Here is a 17229-nt window from a genome sequence, read left to right as displayed (position 1 = left end):
ACTTAATTCAGTGCAAATACAGCTAAAAAAAGCTAGAAGGTTTGTAATAAGGATTTAACAATCAAATACCATCCATCGACCAGGACAAATAAGAGAATCTTAAAAGGCAAGGAAATCATTACTGGTGGAAGCATCATCATACCCATTGACATCAGAATACTCGCAACAACCATATCGATTACAAGAAACGGAATAAAAATCATAAATCCAATCTGAAATGCTGTTTTTAGCTCACTAATTGCAAAAGCTGGTACTAAAGCTGTCAAAGGTATATCTTCAATTGTATCCGGCCTTTCCGCTCCCGAGTAATTCAAAAACAACTCTAAATCTTTTTGCCTCGTATGAGCGCTCATAAATTCCTTAAAGGGTATGGCTGCACGGTTATAGGCTTCCTCTAAATTAATTTCTTCATTAAACAAAGGTGTTAAAGCTTGTTCATTTACTTCACTAAACGTTGGTGCCATGATAAAAAAGGTTAAAAACAAAGCTAAACCTATTAACACCTGATTAGGAGGCATTTGTTGTGTTCCTAGCGAGGTTCGAACAAATGACAGGACAACGATAATCCTTGTAAAAGAAGTCATTAAAATTAGGATGCTTGGGCCGAGTGACAAAACCGTTAAAAGGAGAAGTAGCCTTACAGATGTCGAAACATTTTCAGGGGCACTAGTATTAAAAAACTCCATGAACTCATTCATTCTTTGCTAGACTCCTTATTTTCAAGTTGCTCGACAATTTTCTTTCTCCCTTGCTTTAACTCGGTTAATTGTTTCTGAAGTATAGAGGAAAAGAGAGGTTTATCCTTGTCCTTTGCTTCATTTCTTTTTTCGAAAAAACGATTAATAACATCTCTTGGCTTAATCATGGATTCCAATGTCGCATTGTGTTGCTCTAGGATTTCGTTGATTTCATCCGTTTCTTCGATTTCCTTAAGAAGTTGAATGGACTCTCCTACCCCCACGACTAATATCCGCTCACCAACCTTAACAATCTGAATGGAGCGGTTCGTTCCTAAACTAGTCCCACCTAAATTTTCAATGAACCTATTTTGGTTGTTCATACGATTTCGTTTATTTACGAATTTCAATAAAAAGTATATAAGTGCAAGGACAAATAAGGTTGTAAAGATCATTCTAAAGAAATCGCCGGCAGTAAGTTCATTGGCTGGTTGAACAATGTCTTCATTTTGATTCGTTTCTTGCTCATCATTCTTTTCTTCTTGATTACCAAGTGTGTCACTTACACTTTTATCAATTTGACCATCTGCAGCTTGTACAGGAAAAGTGACAAGCAAGACATGAAAGAAAATAAGTGCTATTAATACTTTTTTGATGTATTTCACTTTGTTGCCACTCTCCTGAAATTTATAAAATAATAACGGCTTCTTAGCTTAACGTTTTGCTAATAGCTTCAATAACTCTGTCTGCTTGGAAAGGTTTTACAATAAAATCCTTTGCTCCCGCCTGAATCGCATCAATTACCATAGCTTGCTGGCCCATTGCAGAACACATAATAACCTTTGCATTTGGATTAATTTTTTTAATTTCTTTTAATGCTGTAATGCCATCCATTTCTGGCATCGTAATATCCATTGTTACTAAATCAGGATGATGTTCTTTAAACTTTTCAACTGCTTGCGCACCATCAGCCGCCTCTGCAACAACCTCGTATCCATTTTTAGTTAGGATGTCCTTTATCATCATTCTCATAAATGCTGCATCATCTACAATAAGTATTTTATGTGCCATTAGATTAGCCCCCTGGTTATTTCAATTTTTTGATTCGATCACTTTGACTTATAATATCAGTTATTCTGACGCCAAAGTTTTCTTCAATTACAACTACCTCACCTTGTGCGATGAGTTTACCATTAACTAAAACATCAACAGGTTCTCCTGCAAGCTTGTCCAACTCTATGATAGAGCCGGCTGATAACTCAAGAATCTCTTTAATTGAACGTTTTGTTCTCCCTAATTCAACGGTTACCTGAAGAGGAATATCCATTAGCATATTAAGATTTCTTGATTCTGACTCTTGTAATTGAACAGGTTCAAAATCCGAGAAAACAGCTGGCTGTATTTCGGGTTGTCTCACCTGACCACCTAAATGCTGTGGATTGCTTGTTGGAATTGCTTGATTATTATAATGCTGTGTTGCTTGGTGTGCAGTTCCATTTTGTTGTTGAACATATTGTTCTTCTATATGATTAGATTGCTGTATTGGTTCTTCAATATGGTGTGTTGAGCCACCCATAGTTGGTGTTGGTTCTACTATATCTTCCTGAGGTGATAAGAGTTCTCCAACAAGACCTTTTGCAAATTCAACTGGAACGAGTTGCATAATAGACGAATCAATTAATTCTCCAATCTTTAAACGAAACGATATCTTTACAAGGATATCATCTTGTGGGAGCTTTTCAGCCCCTTCACCTTGCTTAATATCTAAGATATCAATACTCGGTGGTGAAATATCGACTTTTTTACTGAACACCGTCGACATTGAGGTAGCAGCAGAACCCATCATCTGATTCATTGCCTCTTGTACTGCACTCAATTGAAGTTCACCTAGTGTCTCGTTTACAGAAAGACCTGCTCCTCCAAGCATTAAATCTGCAATGATTGCTGCATCACTTTGCTTAATTACTAAAAGATTTGTTCCAGTAAACCCAGCAGTGTAATTCACATAGACCGCAACATGCGGGTGTGGGAACTCATCAGCTAATTCAGAACTCAGTACCAGTGAAACATTTGGTGTAGTAATTTCCACCTTTTGATTGAGTAAAGTAGATAGAGCAGTTGCTGAACTTCCAAAAGATATATTACCAATCTCCCCAAGGGCATCCTGTTCAATTAAAGACAAAAAATCTTCTACAAGGGGCTTATTACTAATTGCTACCGGTTCTTCGTTGTCCAAGTCTGCAGTACCTCTTAAAAGTGCATCAATTTCATCTTGTGATAGCATATTTCCATTATTCATCTTCATTGTCCCCCCCTTTAATCTCCTCTAAAATCTGTACGGCCTGTTTTTTATTAACCTTTCCAACCTGAGCGTAAAATTTTGAAATACCTTCAACTTTTAGCTCGATTGGCTGCTGAATCAATTTATCAAGCTGAATTGTATCACCAGTATCTAATAATAAGAATTCTTGAATGGCGATATTGGCCGTCCCTAGTTCCGCAACAATTGGGAGTTTTGTATCCTTGAGGCTATTTTCTATATTTACAAATTCTTCAATATTTCGTTCCTTTTTAGGAGCTGATTGCATCCAGTAATGTGCCGATAGTTTTGGGATAATTGGTTCTAAGAATACATGTGGAATACAAATATTAATCATCCCGCTAGTTTCCCCAATTTGGGTATTTAATGAAATAACAACTACTGTTTCATTAGGTGATACTAATTGAAGGAATTGTGGGTTTACCTCGAATTCGGTTAAAACCGGATCAACCTCAACTAAGTTTGCCCATGCTTCGCGGGCTTGTTCAAATGCTTTTTCAAACATATTGCTCATAATTTTGGTTTCAATTTCTGTTAAATTTTCAATCTTGTTAAGACCTGTCCCTCTTCCACCAAGCATTCGATCGAGCATGGCATATGCAATATTAGGGTTTACTTCAAGTATAATTCGCCCCTCAAGTGGTGGCATTTCATATACATTTAGAATGGTCATATTAGGTATTGATCGAATGAATTCTTCATATGGCAATTGATCTGCTGTTCCCACTGTTATCTGTACATATGTTCGAAGCTGAGCCGAAAAGTAGGTTGTTAATAATCGCGCAAAATTTTCGTGTATCCGAGTAATACTCCGAATTTGATCCTTTGAAAATCGAAGAGCCCTTTTAAAATCATAAACTTTTACACGTCGTTCACTTTCTTCTCTTTTAAGTTCTTCTGGATTCATTTCACCAGTTGATAGGGCTGAAAGTAAAGCATCTATTTCACTTTGAGATAATATTTCACCAGGCAAGGTTCCACCTCCGCTCATTAAGTAATCAAAAATCTAGGTTTATTGCGGAAGAAAAGATGTCGCATAGACTTTAATGACAGTTCCATCCTGCATTATTTCATTTATGCGCTCTTTTAATCTATTTTCTAAATTAACGATACCTTCCTCACCCTTAAATTCCTCAGATGTCATATTAGAAAGTTCTTTTATAATAATATTGCTTGTTTGGAATCCTCGCTTCTCTAATTCCTCTTTCCCCTTTTTTCCATCTGTCTGAATATTAAAGGATATACGAATGTAATCATCACTTAAAAGTTTTGTTGTAATTTCTGGAATTTCAACAGTCGCTTTTAGCACTTCATCAATGGATGGTTCCTGTTTACTATCACTTGCTGTTACTTTTGTTAAAATAATAAACGCGGTGGTCCCAACCAATGTTATTGTGCTTAAAATAATAACCATTATGACAAGTAACTTATTTTTCATGTCACCTTTTCCCCCTTACCTGAGGCCAAGTACATTTATTTTTTGATAAAACTCAAGAACCTTAACCTCTACGTCAGCCTCTGTTTCTTTTACAACAAACTTTTTTCCATTTGTTAATGTGATTGTTGTATCAGGAAAGGATTCAACTTGTTCGATAAACAAAGCATTTAATGTAAACTTCTTATCATTTAATCTAGTTAAAGTTATCACTATTTATCGGGGTCTTAGAAGAATACTAAAACCCCTAACCCCCTTAACGTTTTAAGTTTACAAGCTCTTGTAAAATTTCATCAGATGTTGAAATAATTCGAGTATTTGCTTGGAATCCACGTTGTGCAACAATCATTTCTGTGAATTCCTCAGAAAGGTCAACGTTTGACATTTCAAGTGCACCAGCCATTAATTTGCCGGCTCCTTCATTCCCTGCTGTCGCAGCAGTAGGATTTCCTGAGTTTTGACTTACGGTAAATAAGTTATCACCAAACTTTTCAAGACCATCAGGGTTAGCAAAAGTACTAATCTCTAAGGTTCCTGCCTCTTGTAAAATACCCTCACTGTCAACAAAGCTCACTACTCCCGCAGAGTCAATACTAAAACTTTGAGCATTTGAAGGTATCTCAATCGGGTCATTATTCCCTTCCTGTTTTACTACTAGCCCACTACTATTTACTAATTGGCCTTCAGAGTCTAAATAAAAATTCCCTGCTCGAGTATAATAGGTATTTGCTCCATTCATCAGTGTAAAATAACCAGATCCGGAAATAGCTAAATCTAGAGGACGGTTTGTAGATTGAATACTTCCTTGTGTCGAAATCGTATCGATTGTTGATAAAGTAGCCCCTAAACCTACTTGTTTAGGATTCACACCACCTAGTACTCCATCGTTTCCTTTTGCTCCTTGAATCGTTTGACTCATCATATCAGAAAACGTAGTTCTACCTTTCTTAAAGCCGTAGGTATTTACGTTAGCTATGTTATTACCAATTACATCTAGCTTTGTTTGGAAATTTTTCATTCCACTAATTCCTGAATACATTGAACGTAACATTATATTTTCCCCTTTCGAATTAGGTGGCATCAGTCAGTCAGCACACCAAGGCTTCCTGTTAAGGTCCAGCCAAAAGTTAATCTAAGATAATCGTTCCATTAATATTTGTGAAGATCTGAGAGTTCGCTTCTTCACGATTCATCGCTGTGATGACCGTATTATTCGGGACATTGACAATTAATGCTGCATCATTTGTAACAACAAGTGAATCTCGAATTCCTTTAGTTTTTGCCTCAGAAATTTTCATTTGGATCTCTTTCCACTTGTAGTCTTGAATACTTATATTTCTTTCATCCAATCTTTTTTGTGCATGCTTACTAATGACGATGCTGGTCTCTTTCTCCAGAGCATCTTTAAAAGAGATTTCAGGTTGTCCTGAATGCTTCACTTTTTTATGTGTTTGTAAAGACAAAGGATGGTTTTGTATCTGCAATATTCGATGGTCCATCATGATCACCTCCTACTGTTCCTCTTTAGAAGGTTCCTTTACTTTAAGGACTTCATCACTATAAATCTTGGTTCCATCTTTTAACTCTAATTCAATATAACCTGATTTTTGAGATACAGAAGTTACAATTCCTTGACCATTTTTAATAATTTCATTTCCGTCCTCATCTTCAGTCTTGTAACTAAACTCCACTTCTTTTCCAATCATACTGCTGTATTTTAATAATTGTTCACCTTGTTGACCATTCACGAACTTTTCTAGTGTACTATTCATATTCGTCATTTGTTCAAGTGAAGTAAATGTTGCCATCTGTGCAATAAAATCCTTGTCTTCCATAGGATTCATAGGATCTTGATTTTGAAGCTGGGTCATTAATATTTTTAAGAAATCATCTTTTCCTAAAACATCATTTCCAGTTTTTCTGTCAGACTTCAAACTTGAAAGATATAGACTAGAATCAATTTTGGTCGTCATTAACATTCACCACCTATACTTTAAAATTGACTAACTCATCAAGTAGTGCAGCAGTAAAGGATTGCTCTTCGCTTGGTTCTTGTTCGTTTTGTTGTTTCTGTTGCCTTCCTGAATGCTGATCTCGTTGCTGTTCACTTTCTCTTTGTAAGTTTTTTTCTGCTTGATACTGAAGCTGTGTTGATACTTCAATTTTTTCAACCGAGATGTTTTGAGCTAAGAATGTTTGTTTAAGGTTAGTTAGTTGTGACTCTACTAACTCCTTTGCTTGGCTAGTTGATGCCATAATTCTAGCAATCATTCCCGCTTCACTTTGGAGTAATTCAATTCGCAATGAACCTAGATGCTCAGGATATAAATTGATTAGTAGTTTTTGCTGGCCACCGCTAGTTAAAAAACTACTTCTTGCTAAAATATTTTGAAATTGCCTAATAAATTGTTGTTGATTCGGTAGTTGTTGTTGTTTACCTGTTTGTTCAACAAATAAAGTAAATTGCTGCACCTTTGATAATGGTGCTGAATTAACTTCATTCATAGGAATTGACTCACTAACTGTTCCTTGAACCTGTGTTGTATTACTATTTCCTTTTTGTACAAGCTTGTCAACGAGTATAGTTGGTGATGTTTCAATCCCTTTTGGTGCTGAAAAATATCTTGCATGAACCGTTTGTAGAAATTGAAACCTAGTCTGCGATTCCTTCATAGGTTTATCCGTTTTTGAAAGGGAATCGTTGATATTCTGAATTAAATCATGAATAAGCTTATTTGATTTTAAATCTGTAGTTTCTTTACCACTTAATAGGTTTTGAGGTGCAATCTCTTCAGCGATTATCTTGAGCTGTTTCACCAGATTCATAAGCCCGTCCTTTTGAGTAAAGGATTCATCTTGAGCATAGTGTTTTGAGACCATAAGAAGTCCTATTAATTCTGCTTTTTCGGTAACATGTTTTAGTTCGAGACGAATTTCACCACTTTGAATCGATACTATAAATGCTTTAATATCATGTATCAATTCAGGCGGTAGTGTGCTTAAAACATCTTCTATTTCTATTAAATCAAGCTCTTCCTTCATAAAAGTTTCAAGTTCAGATAACAGTTTATCTATTGATTCAGTTGGTGAACCTTCATGAATTACTTCAAGATTAGGATCATTTTCTGCAGTTGAATTCTCCACTAGATGTGTACCATGACCAACTAATGCTTCTAGTGTTCCTTGAAAAGACGATTCTTTTCCTCCATTACCCTGTATATGGTTTTTATTAACCGGAATAGCTGCTACTGTCTTTCTAATAGACCCCAGTACACTTTCCGTGTTGGTTGCCACGTTCACGTCATTTCACCCCCTTTCAATGCGATTCAGTATTATTGAGTAATAAGTTGAGTGAATTTCGCAGCATCCTCTGGCGACATTTTTTCAAAAATAGCAGCAAGTTTCTTTGTATCGATACTTGTAAGAATTTCCCTTGCCTCATTCTCATTCAATTTCGGAATAATTTTTGCAGCATTTTTGGGAGACATCATTTCATACATTTTAGTTAATTCATCTAGTGATTTACTATCAGCCAAACGCTCTTCCTGAAGTTTTATTAGTTCATTCGATAAATTTTCAAGTTCGCTATTTAATGTTTGAATTTCCCTGCTCTTCGTTTCTAATTCACTTTCCAATTGCGTTATTTTGTTTTCTTTTACTTGTATCTCCGCCTCTAGATCTGAGATAGATATTTTTTCCTCCTCAGGCTCCTTTATCGCTTCTTTTTCATTAACGTAAGTAGAGATAATCGGCACTTTGGCAGCAAATTCTTTCATAGCACCTATCGGATTGAACCCAGCAAAAGATAATAAAACAAACACGACAATAAGAGTAAAGAAGGTGGGAATAAGTACGACAAACAGAAGCCATTGAAGTTTGCTATATTCTCTTTCGTTTGTCTCCATTCAATCACCTATCTTCCTTTTGACATATATTGTTGGATTGAAATTTCATCCATCAACTGGTTTTCTTGCATCTTTATTAAGCCTTCATACACAGCGAAGTCTTTTTCATTCATAACCTCATACTTCTTAACCTCAATATTCTTTTCAGTTAGTAAAGTTTGGTATTTTTGCATTTTTTGCCGTGCTTTGAAGACAAGTTGCTGATAATACATAATTGTTTTCTCCAAACCAGTAATGAATGATTGTTGATGTCGAATACTTTGAATCGACAAGCCACCTTGAAGTTGTTTTCTTTGATTCTCCTCTAAAGTTTCTTTTTTCTTTAGCGATTCGTACAAAGCCTCAGCAACTTCTTCAAATTCTTTTACAGAAGTTTGGTAATCTGCAAGTACTTGATTCTTCTCATTCTCTTTTATCGACATCACTTTTTGAAATTTGAACTTATAACTCATCTGATTTATTCACCTTTTTCAGCCAATTGTGACAATAAGAATAGACTTTCATCAAATGTAAAATTTTCATCAGTTTGCTGCTTTAGAAATGAGATGATCTTAGGATAAAATCTGATTGCTTCATCAACTCCGATGGAAGAGCCTCTTTTATACGCACCTATATTGATGAGGTCTTCTGAATTAAGGTAAGTTGCCATCAAACTCCTAATTTTTTCAGCATAGGTTTTATGTTCACGTGATGTAATCTGGTTCATCACACGACTGATTGACTTTAATACATTAATCGCAGGATATTGGCCTTTATTGGCTAGGCTACGATCTAGGACAAAGTGACCATCAAGAATCCCTCGAACAGTGTCCGCTATTGGTTCATTCATATCGTCTCCATCTACTAGAACTGTATAAAATGCAGTTATGGAGCCAAGATGATTTGTCCCCGTTCTTTCTAACAACCTTGGAAGAGTTGTAAAGACACTTGGGGTATATCCCTTTGTTGTAGGGGGCTCACCAATCGCTAAGCCAATTTCCCTACTAGCCATCGCTACACGAGTTACAGAATCCATCATTAACATGACATCAAGACCTTTATCTCTAAAATGCTCGGCAATAGCTGTTGCTGTCATTGCTGCCTTGATACGGAGGAGTGCTGGTTGATCGGAAGTTGCCACAACTAATATCGAACGTTTAAGACCCTCTTCACCCAAATCCTTTTCAATAAACTCCCGCACTTCTCGTCCACGTTCTCCGACAAGCGCTATTACATTAATATCAGCTGTCGTATTACGTGCAATCATCCCTAATAATGTACTTTTCCCTACACCACTACCAGCAAAGATACCTACACGCTGTCCTTTCCCAACAGTTAAGAGTGTATCAATCATTTTAACGCCTACTTCAATTGGCTCCCGGATTGGAGGTCTAGATAAAGGATTGGGTGGGTCCTGCTCAGTAGGCACCGAAGATAAACCTCTCGGTAAATCACTTCCATCAAGAGGCAGTCCTAATGGGTCTAATACTTTTCCAACTAATCCGTCTCCAACTTTAATATCAAGAGGCTTACTCGTTGCCTCTACTATACTGCCAGGAGAAATATCCTTGACATTCGAAAAAGGCATTAGAATTACATGTTCTTCACGAAATCCTACAACTTCAGCTTGAATACATCTTTTATGATTAATCCCCACATAAATATGGCATAGATCCCCTATTGAACATTCGGGGCCACGTGATTCAATCATTAAGCCAACAACCCTAGTTACCTTCCCGTATCGTTTGTATGAATCAATAGAATGTATTTCATTAAGAAGCTCAATTGCCTTCATCACTATTCCTCCATTAACAATGCAAGAAGCTTTTCTTTTATTTCCGAAAGCTGTGTATCGACACTGGCATTGATTTTTCCAAATGAAGATTCAATTACACAATCAGTTTCATTAAGTTCTTCGTTTGGATAGATAAATAGATCAGTTTCTCCATTAAGAATTGCGGTTAGCTGTTCCTTTTGATTTACGATAACTTGATAATAATTGGGATTAATTTGAATCGTTATATTTGAATGTTCCTTTACCTCTCTCACTGCCTTTTTAACTAAAAAAGCAAAATCCTCTGGGTTCTCAGATAAGTGGATTCCTATAACTTTTTCTGCCACAGACATGGCAAGTTTTAAAATGACTTCCTCAGAAGATTCAAGGTATTTGCTATAATCTTGCTTTGATATTTCGATAACTTGTCGCGCCTCGGAGAGTAAATCGGTATATTCGCGATAGCCCTGTTCTCTTCCCTTTGCCAAACCTGCACGAAAGCCTTCTTCTGAGGTTTTTGTAATAAGATTTTGTTTCTCTTCTTCCCATTCACTTTTTTCAACCAATACTTGCTGTCTAAGTGAATTGGAATATTGAAGTGCATCCTTTACAATTTTATCTGCCTGAATCTTCGCCTCTTCAACGATTTTTTGAGTTGCAATTTGCTGATTTGGCTGTTCTTGATTTGCCGAAATTGCTTCCTTAGTTTGTAGGACTTTAAGACCAATCACTTTTTTAGGAGAATCGTTTTGCTGTAGTGACCCTGACTTTATCACGTTAGACAATGATATCATCTCCTCCACCACGCGCTATCACAATTTCTCCTGCTTCTTCAAGTCTTCGTATAACAGCTACAATACGTGATTGAGCCTCTTCAACATCACGTAATCGAACTGGCCCCATATATTCCATTTCCTCTTTAAACGTCTCAACCATCCGTTTCGACATATTTTTAAAGACAATTTCTTTAACTTCCTCACTAGCAACTCGTAGAGATAGCATAAGGTCTTCATTTTCTACATCACGAATAACTCGCTGAATCGCGCGATTGTCGAGCGTAACGATATCTTCAAATACAAACATTCTCTTCTTGATTTCTTCTGCGAGTTCTGGATCTTGAATTTCAAGTGCGTCCAGAATCGTTCTTTCCGTTGAACGATCGACTCCATTTAATACTTCAACAACAGCTTCAACTCCACCAGTTTGTGTATAATCATGAGTCACGGTAGTTGATAATTTCCGCTCAAGTATTTGCTCAACCTCATTGATAATCTCAGGAGATGTTCTGTCCATTATCGCAATCCTTCGAGCGATGTCAGCCTGTACTTCCTGTGGTAATTCCGATAAAATCTGAGCAGCCTGTCTTGAATCAAGATATGACAAGATTAACGCAATCGTCTGCGGATGCTCGTTTTGAATAAAATTTAAGATTTGCCCAGGATCCGCTTTTCTCGCAAAGTCAAACGGCTTGACCTGGAGAGAAGAGGTAAGTCGATTTATAATCGTGCCTGCTCGTTCCTCCCCAAGCGCTTTTTCAAGTACAGTTTTTGCATAACCTATACCACCTTGAGTGATATAATCTTGGGCAATCGCAATCTGATGAAATTCTTCCATCACTTGTTCCTTTGTGTTGGATTCCACTCTTCGAACACCCGAAATTTCTAACGTTAATTTTTCTATTTCCTCTTCTGAAAGATGCTTGTAAACCGAGGCAGAGACATCTGGGCCTAATGATATGAGAAGAACGGCTGCTTTCTGTTTACCTGTAAGTTCATTATGCATATCTCGCTTTGCCATTTCTCCACCTCCTATTCATCCGCTAACCAAGATCTTAATAACTTTGCAAAATCCTCTGGTTTATCTTTAGCAAGTTTTTCTAATTGCTTTCTTCTTGCTTCCGCGTCAGATTCTTTTTCATCATTTATATCTGGAATTGTTTGATCAAAGAAAATCGGTTCGGGTTGAAGGATTTCCTCCTCTTCGATTTCCTTGTTTTTCTTTTTACGTATAAGCAAGAATAATAGAATAATAAGACCAACTAATAAAAGACCACCAATAATATAAACTAATAAAGGTATAGTATTGATTACCTGTGTTTCCGGAGCTATTGTTTCTTTCCCGTTAAACTCCTGAACTGAAACAACTATTTTATCCTGGATATCTTCTTGTGTTAATTCATTATTTGCATCTTGATTGATACTAGTTCCTACAATAGTACTTAAAATTCTCTCAATGTCATCAACGCGTTCTTGTGGCATTGATGCAGGATTCTTTGGATCTGGCGCTTCGACCATCACTTGAATTCCTAAATCTCTTATTTTATATGGAGCTTCTACTATATCTTTTGTGATACGATTCACATCTCTGTTTACTCGTTCCTCGATTCGTTCATAGTCCCCATTACCGGATTGTCCATTTGCATTATAAGTAGGAACATCAGTCTCTCCAGTTCCAACTACTCCACCAGCTTGGGCCCCTTCACCTGTGAAGGTTTCGGTAATTCGTTCAACACTGATTTCAATACCTTCCATATTTTCAGGATTCACTGGTGTAACTAGGTTTTCTTGACGATTTTCCTGTGTGAAGTCAATATCCGTTGTAACTGACACAACTACCTTATCCGGTCCCATCATAGTTCCTAACATTTGTTGAACCTGTCTTTGAATATCTCTTTCAATTTCACGTTTTACCCCTAGCTGTGATGCTACATTTCCTATAAGTGATAAATTTTCTTCGTTTTCTAGGTCAAAATACTCAAAGTTTTGGTTTGTTATGACGATATTATCAGTAGGTAGATTAGGAATACTTTTCGAAACCAAGTGATATAAGGATTTAATCTGCTGTTGATCAAACTTATATCCTGTTTTCGTATTAAGCACGATTGAAGCGGACGCCTCTGTCTGACTGTCCTTAACAAAGATTCCATCACTCGGCATACTTATCATAACCTTGGCATCGTTAATCCCATCAATGCCTTTAATAAGGTTAGCTAATTCGGTTTGTGTGGATTCTAGTTTAAGCATATTAAATTCATTATCGGTCATCCCAAAGCTTGCATTTTGACCAAAGAATGAATAGTCGATATTGCCGCTATCTGGTATTCCTTCTGCCGCAAGTTCAACCATTAAGGATTCTACCACTTCCTCTGGTACCTTAATGGTTGAACCATTATCCACGATCTCCGATTGTATTCCCCTAGCATCTAAGGTTGCTTTTATTTGCCCTGTTTCCTGTGGCGATAAATTACTGTACATAGGAACAAGGTTCGTTTTCGTCGTTAAAAAAACAGTAAGCGTGATAATGAAAATTAACAATAGTGGCAATCCAATTATTGTGGCCTTTTGTAGACCAGATTGTTTTTTCCAATACTCACTTATATTTGTTTTATACAATTGTAGTTTCTCATTCATTTACATACCCCTAATCGAATGTTGTAAGTTCTCGGATCATACCTGCATCCTCATAATTTCTTGGTATGCTTCTATAACTTTATTCCGAATCTGAAGTGTAGCCTGTAAAGACACACTCGCTTTTTCAGATGAAATCATAACCTGATGTAAATCAACATCTTCACCATTAATGAGCTTTTGCGTCATCTTATCAGAAGTTTGCTGTGCCTCATTTACATTGTTTATTGCATCTTTTAAAAAACTACTAAATTCTTTTTGTACTACGCTCGCGGTTTTCGGCTGTACACCAGGCTTCGACAGAATACCTGGTGCTGCAAGATTAATTTTATCTATCACGATATATCACCTATTTTCCAATTTCTAAAGCTTTCATTAACATCCCTTTTGACGCATTAAATACTGTTACATTTGCTTCGTAAGATCTAGTAGCACTTATTAAATCGACCATTTCCTTTAGAGGGTCTACATTTGGTAGTGCTACATACCCATCCTCGTTTGCATCTGGATGTTCCGGGTTATACACAAGTTGAAATGGAGTATCATCCTCGACGATACCCGTTACTTTTGTACCACTACCACCTTTTTCTTGGTTCATTGCCTTCGATAAATAAGATGAGAAGCTATTACCTTGTGGCTGCTGCACGACCATTTTACGTTTGTATGGTTGCCACTGGCCGTCGACCAATTTCCCTCTGGTCGTATCAACATTTGCCATATTTGAGGAAATAACGTCCATTCTAAGCCTTCCAGCAGTTAATGCTGATGCACTTGTATTAAGACTATGAAAGATCGACATTTTTAGTTTCCTCCTTTTATGACTGTTTTCAATGTGTTGAACTTACCACTGATTCTTTGTGTTACAGCATTATAATAGATTTGATTTTCAGCTAATAATGCCATTTCCTTATCGACATCTACGTTATTACCATTGTGATTATAGGCTGTATCAGCCTTAGTCATTAGTGAACCGTTAGAACGATTGCTCGCAGTAAATTGTAGATGTTTTTCATGCGTTCGGTTTGCACTCATTTGACTTTCAATTTCATTTGAAAGTAGATTTTTAAAACTTACATCTTGTGCCTTGAAATTCGGTGTATCAACATTTGCAATATTATTTGAGATTACCTTCTGTCTTAATGTTGAATAATCCAATGCTTTCTCTAATGAATGAATCGTATTAGAAAAAAGTTTCATCTAATCCCCTCACAAAAAATACTTATCCTGCGAATATATATAACGAATTGTATTAACTCTTATTATTGTAATGAAATATAATCTATCTGTCTATTAACCTTATGATAAAAAGTGATGTTTTTCGACAAATATAGGTCTTTTTACTCACGTTTCACACACTTTATTATAGTGTTTCATGTCTAAAGTTTCACGTGTATTTTACAAAAACAGACAAGTACTTATTTCCACTACAAAAAGTCGACAAAATATGCTAATAGAGTTTAAACGAATAATTATACATTTTAACAAAAAAAAAGAAGATGGAAGAATCCATCTTCTTTTTGCATTTAAATTAATGTGACTTTAGTTTTTCTAATTCTAATAAGAATTTATCGTTAAGTACCTTAATATAAGTACCTTTCATTCCTAATGAACGAGATTCAATCACACCAGCACTTTCAAGCTTTCTTAAAGCGTTAACGATAACGGATCTCGTAATACCAACACGGTCAGCAATCTTACTAGCAACTAACAATCCTTCGTTACCATTTAGCTCTTCAAAAATATGTTCAATTGCTTCAAATTCACTATAAGATAATGAACTGATAGCCATTTGTACAACAGCTTTACTTCTAGCTTCTTCTTCAATTTCTTCTGCTTTTTCACGAAGAATTTCCATACCTACAACAGTTGCACCGTATTCAGCTAGGATTAGATCATCGTCTTCAAAGCTTTGGTCAAGTCTTGAGAGTATAAGCGTACCTAATCTTTCGCCTCCACCGATAATCGGTACAATTGTAGTTAGTCCACTCTTGAACAAATCTTTGTTTTCCACTGGAAATGCAGTATACTCACTTTCAATATCAAGGTTTGATGAAGTTTCCTTAATATTAAACAGGCTTTGGGTATACTCTTCTGGGAAATGGCGATCCTCAATCATTTTTTTCATTCTTTCATTTTCAATCTGCTGATTGATGGCATGACCTAAAAGTTTTCCACGGCGACTTAATATGAATACATTTCCTCCAATTACGTCACGTAGGGTTTCTGACATTTCTTTAAAATTTACTGGCTTACCAGCTGCATTTTGCAGCATAGCGTTGATTTTTCTAGTTCTTTCTAATAATGGCATTTACTTGTTCCTCCTGATAATCTTACAAAATAAACTGACTTAAATCTTTGTTTTTTACGATAGTACTCAATTTCTCATCAACATATTGGGGTGTAATCGTGATCTTTTCCATTGTAATATCTGGTGCCTCAAATGATAAATCTTCTAAAAGCCGCTCCAAAATAGTATGTAGGCGACGAGCACCAATATTATCAGTGTCCTGGTTCACTTGGAAGGCAACTTCAGCTATCTTACGAATAGCATCGTCAGAAAATTCAAGTTGTATACCTTCTGTTTCTAATAATGCTGAATATTGTTTCAATAACGCATTATCTGGCTCAACTAAGATGCGGTAAAAATCATCTACGGTTAGTTTTGTAAGTTCGACGCGAATTGGAAAACGACCTTGTAATTCAGGGATTAAATCCGAAGGCTTTGACATATGGAAAGCTCCAGCTGCAATAAATAACATGTGATCTGTTTTTACAGAACCATATTTTGTTACAACTGTTGAACCTTCGACAATTGGTAAAATATCACGCTGTACCCCTTCTCTTGATACATCCGCAGAAGAAGAATTATGACTCTTACCGGCCACTTTGTCAATCTCATCGATAAAAATAATACCTGTTTGCTCTGATCTGTTAATCGCTTCCTGTGTAACCTCATCCATATCGATTAACTTTGCTGCTTCTTCGTTCGTCAATACTTTACGTGCTTCTTTAACTGTTAGTTTACGTTTTTTGCGTTTTTTGGGCATTAAATTACTAAACGCATCCTGCATATTCATCCCCATTTGTTCCATACCTGAACCTTGAAGAAGATCAAACATTGAGGACTGCTGCTCTTCAACTTCAACTGTTACGTAATAATCTTCAAGTTCACCCAGTGCAAGCTTATGAGCCATTCGCTTCCTACTCTCACTCACGTTGTCTTCTTCAGAAGACTTTTCGACTTCGGGCTCCCCACTATTTCCACCAAATAACATTTCTAGTGGATTTTTATAGGTTGTTTGCTTTTTAGCACTAGGGACAAGTAATTCAACTAGACGCTTATTAGCATTTTCTTGAGCTCGCTCTGATACCTCAGCCATTTTTTCTTCTTTTACTAGGCGGACGGCTGTTTCGACTAAATCTCGAACCATCGATTCAACATCACGTCCAACATATCCAACTTCAGTAAACTTGGTAGCTTCTACCTTAATAAACGGAGCACCGACTAATTTTGCAAGTCTTCGTGCAATCTCAGTTTTACCAACACCTGTCGGTCCAATCATTAAGATATTCTTTGGTACGATTTCATCTCTAAGCTTTTCTTCAAGTAGACTTCGACGATATCGATTCCTTAATGCTACTGATACTGCCCTTTTCGCTTGATTTTGACCAATAATGTACTGATCCAACTTTTCCACTATTTGCTTTGGGGTTAAGTTTGTCTTCAATGAA

22 protein-coding genes are annotated in these 17229 nt (G+C 36.5%); all 22 read right to left on the bottom strand.

Annotated elements, in window-relative coordinates; translation table 11 throughout:
• Positions 1 to 32 precede the first annotated feature (32 nt).
• Entirely contained in the window at positions 33 to 698 is a 666-nt protein-coding gene (fliP, locus tag CZ490_RS04840; RefSeq protein WP_077617827.1) for a flagellar type III secretion system pore protein FliP, read from the bottom strand.
• Positions 695 to 1342 (bottom strand): flagellar biosynthetic protein FliO, encoded by a 648-nt coding sequence (gene fliO / locus CZ490_RS04835; RefSeq protein WP_077617826.1) that lies wholly within the window; start codon positions 1340 to 1342, stop codon positions 695 to 697. Before fliO ends, fliP begins: the two co-directional genes overlap by 4 nt.
• Positions 1343 to 1385: 43 nt before the next feature.
• Entirely contained in the window at positions 1386 to 1748 is a 363-nt protein-coding gene (locus CZ490_RS04830) for a response regulator (protein ID WP_077617825.1), read from the bottom strand.
• 16 nt (positions 1749 to 1764) lie between these two features.
• Positions 1765 to 2976 (bottom strand): flagellar motor switch phosphatase FliY, encoded by a 1212-nt coding sequence (gene fliY, locus CZ490_RS04825; RefSeq protein ID WP_077620946.1) that lies wholly within the window; start codon positions 2974 to 2976, stop codon positions 1765 to 1767.
• Positions 2969 to 3970 carry a flagellar motor switch protein FliM gene (gene fliM / locus CZ490_RS04820; RefSeq protein WP_077617824.1) on the bottom strand — a complete coding sequence of 334 codons (1002 nt, stop codon included), beginning with the start codon at positions 3968 to 3970 and terminating at the stop codon, positions 2969 to 2971. The genes fliY and fliM overlap by 8 nt, the downstream gene beginning before the upstream one ends.
• 39 nt (positions 3971 to 4009) lie before the next feature.
• The gene (fliL, locus tag CZ490_RS04815) at positions 4010 to 4435 is read right to left on the bottom strand and encodes a flagellar basal body-associated protein FliL (protein WP_077617823.1); all 426 of its coding nucleotides are present in this window, start codon (positions 4433 to 4435) and stop codon (positions 4010 to 4012) included.
• Between the two features lie 15 nt (positions 4436 to 4450).
• On the bottom strand, positions 4451 to 4645 hold the full coding sequence (locus CZ490_RS04810; RefSeq protein WP_077617822.1) for a flagellar FlbD family protein: 195 nt from the start codon (positions 4643 to 4645) through the stop codon (positions 4451 to 4453).
• A 43-nt stretch (positions 4646 to 4688) separates the two neighbouring features.
• Positions 4689 to 5483 carry a flagellar basal body rod protein FlgG gene (gene flgG, locus CZ490_RS04805; protein ID WP_077617821.1) on the bottom strand — a complete coding sequence of 265 codons (795 nt, stop codon included), beginning with the start codon at positions 5481 to 5483 and terminating at the stop codon, positions 4689 to 4691.
• 76 nt (positions 5484 to 5559) lie between these two features.
• The gene (locus CZ490_RS04800) at positions 5560 to 5931 is read right to left on the bottom strand and encodes a TIGR02530 family flagellar biosynthesis protein (protein WP_077617820.1); all 372 of its coding nucleotides are present in this window, start codon (positions 5929 to 5931) and stop codon (positions 5560 to 5562) included.
• Positions 5932 to 5943: 12 nt separating this feature from the next.
• Positions 5944 to 6405 (bottom strand): flagellar hook assembly protein FlgD, encoded by a 462-nt coding sequence (gene flgD, locus CZ490_RS04795; protein ID WP_077617819.1) that lies wholly within the window; start codon positions 6403 to 6405, stop codon positions 5944 to 5946.
• A gap of 13 nt (positions 6406 to 6418) precedes the next feature.
• Positions 6419 to 7732: a flagellar hook-length control protein FliK gene (locus CZ490_RS04790; protein ID WP_077617818.1), complete on the bottom strand. Its 1314-nt coding sequence runs from the start codon at positions 7730 to 7732 to the stop codon at positions 6419 to 6421.
• Between the two features lie 32 nt (positions 7733 to 7764).
• On the bottom strand, positions 7765 to 8337 hold the full coding sequence (locus CZ490_RS04785) for a MotE family protein (protein ID WP_077617817.1): 573 nt from the start codon (positions 8335 to 8337) through the stop codon (positions 7765 to 7767).
• An 8-nt stretch (positions 8338 to 8345) separates the two neighbouring features.
• Entirely contained in the window at positions 8346 to 8789 is a 444-nt protein-coding gene (gene fliJ / locus CZ490_RS04780) for a flagellar export protein FliJ (protein WP_077617816.1), read from the bottom strand.
• A gap of 5 nt (positions 8790 to 8794) precedes the next feature.
• Entirely contained in the window at positions 8795 to 10111 is a 1317-nt protein-coding gene (fliI, locus tag CZ490_RS04775) for a flagellar protein export ATPase FliI (protein WP_077617815.1), read from the bottom strand.
• 2 nt (positions 10112 to 10113) lie between these two features.
• Positions 10114 to 10866 (bottom strand): flagellar assembly protein FliH, encoded by a 753-nt coding sequence (gene fliH, locus CZ490_RS04770; protein ID WP_234987288.1) that lies wholly within the window; start codon positions 10864 to 10866, stop codon positions 10114 to 10116.
• A 1-nt stretch (position 10867) separates the two neighbouring features.
• The gene (gene fliG, locus CZ490_RS04765) at positions 10868 to 11887 is read right to left on the bottom strand and encodes a flagellar motor switch protein FliG (RefSeq protein WP_077617813.1); all 1020 of its coding nucleotides are present in this window, start codon (positions 11885 to 11887) and stop codon (positions 10868 to 10870) included.
• An 11-nt stretch (positions 11888 to 11898) separates the two neighbouring features.
• Positions 11899 to 13500 carry a flagellar basal-body MS-ring/collar protein FliF gene (gene fliF, locus CZ490_RS04760; RefSeq protein ID WP_077617812.1) on the bottom strand — a complete coding sequence of 534 codons (1602 nt, stop codon included), beginning with the start codon at positions 13498 to 13500 and terminating at the stop codon, positions 11899 to 11901.
• A 36-nt stretch (positions 13501 to 13536) separates the two neighbouring features.
• On the bottom strand, positions 13537 to 13803 hold the full coding sequence (gene fliE, locus CZ490_RS04755; protein WP_234987287.1) for a flagellar hook-basal body complex protein FliE: 267 nt from the start codon (positions 13801 to 13803) through the stop codon (positions 13537 to 13539).
• A gap of 43 nt (positions 13804 to 13846) precedes the next feature.
• A complete protein-coding gene (gene flgC, locus CZ490_RS04750; protein ID WP_200801546.1) occupies positions 13847 to 14296 on the bottom strand; it encodes a flagellar basal body rod protein FlgC in 450 nt (149 codons plus the stop codon).
• 2 nt (positions 14297 to 14298) lie between these two features.
• Positions 14299 to 14694, bottom strand: coding sequence for a flagellar basal body rod protein FlgB (gene flgB / locus CZ490_RS04745; protein WP_077617810.1), 396 nt, complete (start codon positions 14692 to 14694; stop codon positions 14299 to 14301).
• A gap of 331 nt (positions 14695 to 15025) precedes the next feature.
• Complete coding sequence (gene codY, locus CZ490_RS04740; protein WP_077617809.1) at positions 15026 to 15805, bottom strand: GTP-sensing pleiotropic transcriptional regulator CodY; 780 nt, start codon at positions 15803 to 15805, stop codon at positions 15026 to 15028.
• A gap of 22 nt (positions 15806 to 15827) precedes the next feature.
• Positions 15828 to 17225, bottom strand: coding sequence for an HslU--HslV peptidase ATPase subunit (gene hslU, locus CZ490_RS04735; protein ID WP_077617808.1), 1398 nt, complete (start codon positions 17223 to 17225; stop codon positions 15828 to 15830).
• Positions 17226 to 17229 lie beyond the last annotated feature (4 nt).

This window comes from Litchfieldia sinesaloumensis (genome assembly GCF_900156865.1).
Classification (GTDB): Bacteria; Bacillota; Bacilli; order Bacillales; family Bacillaceae_L; genus Ferdinandcohnia; species Ferdinandcohnia sinesaloumensis.
This window is presented reverse-complemented; position numbering and strand designations above follow the sequence as displayed.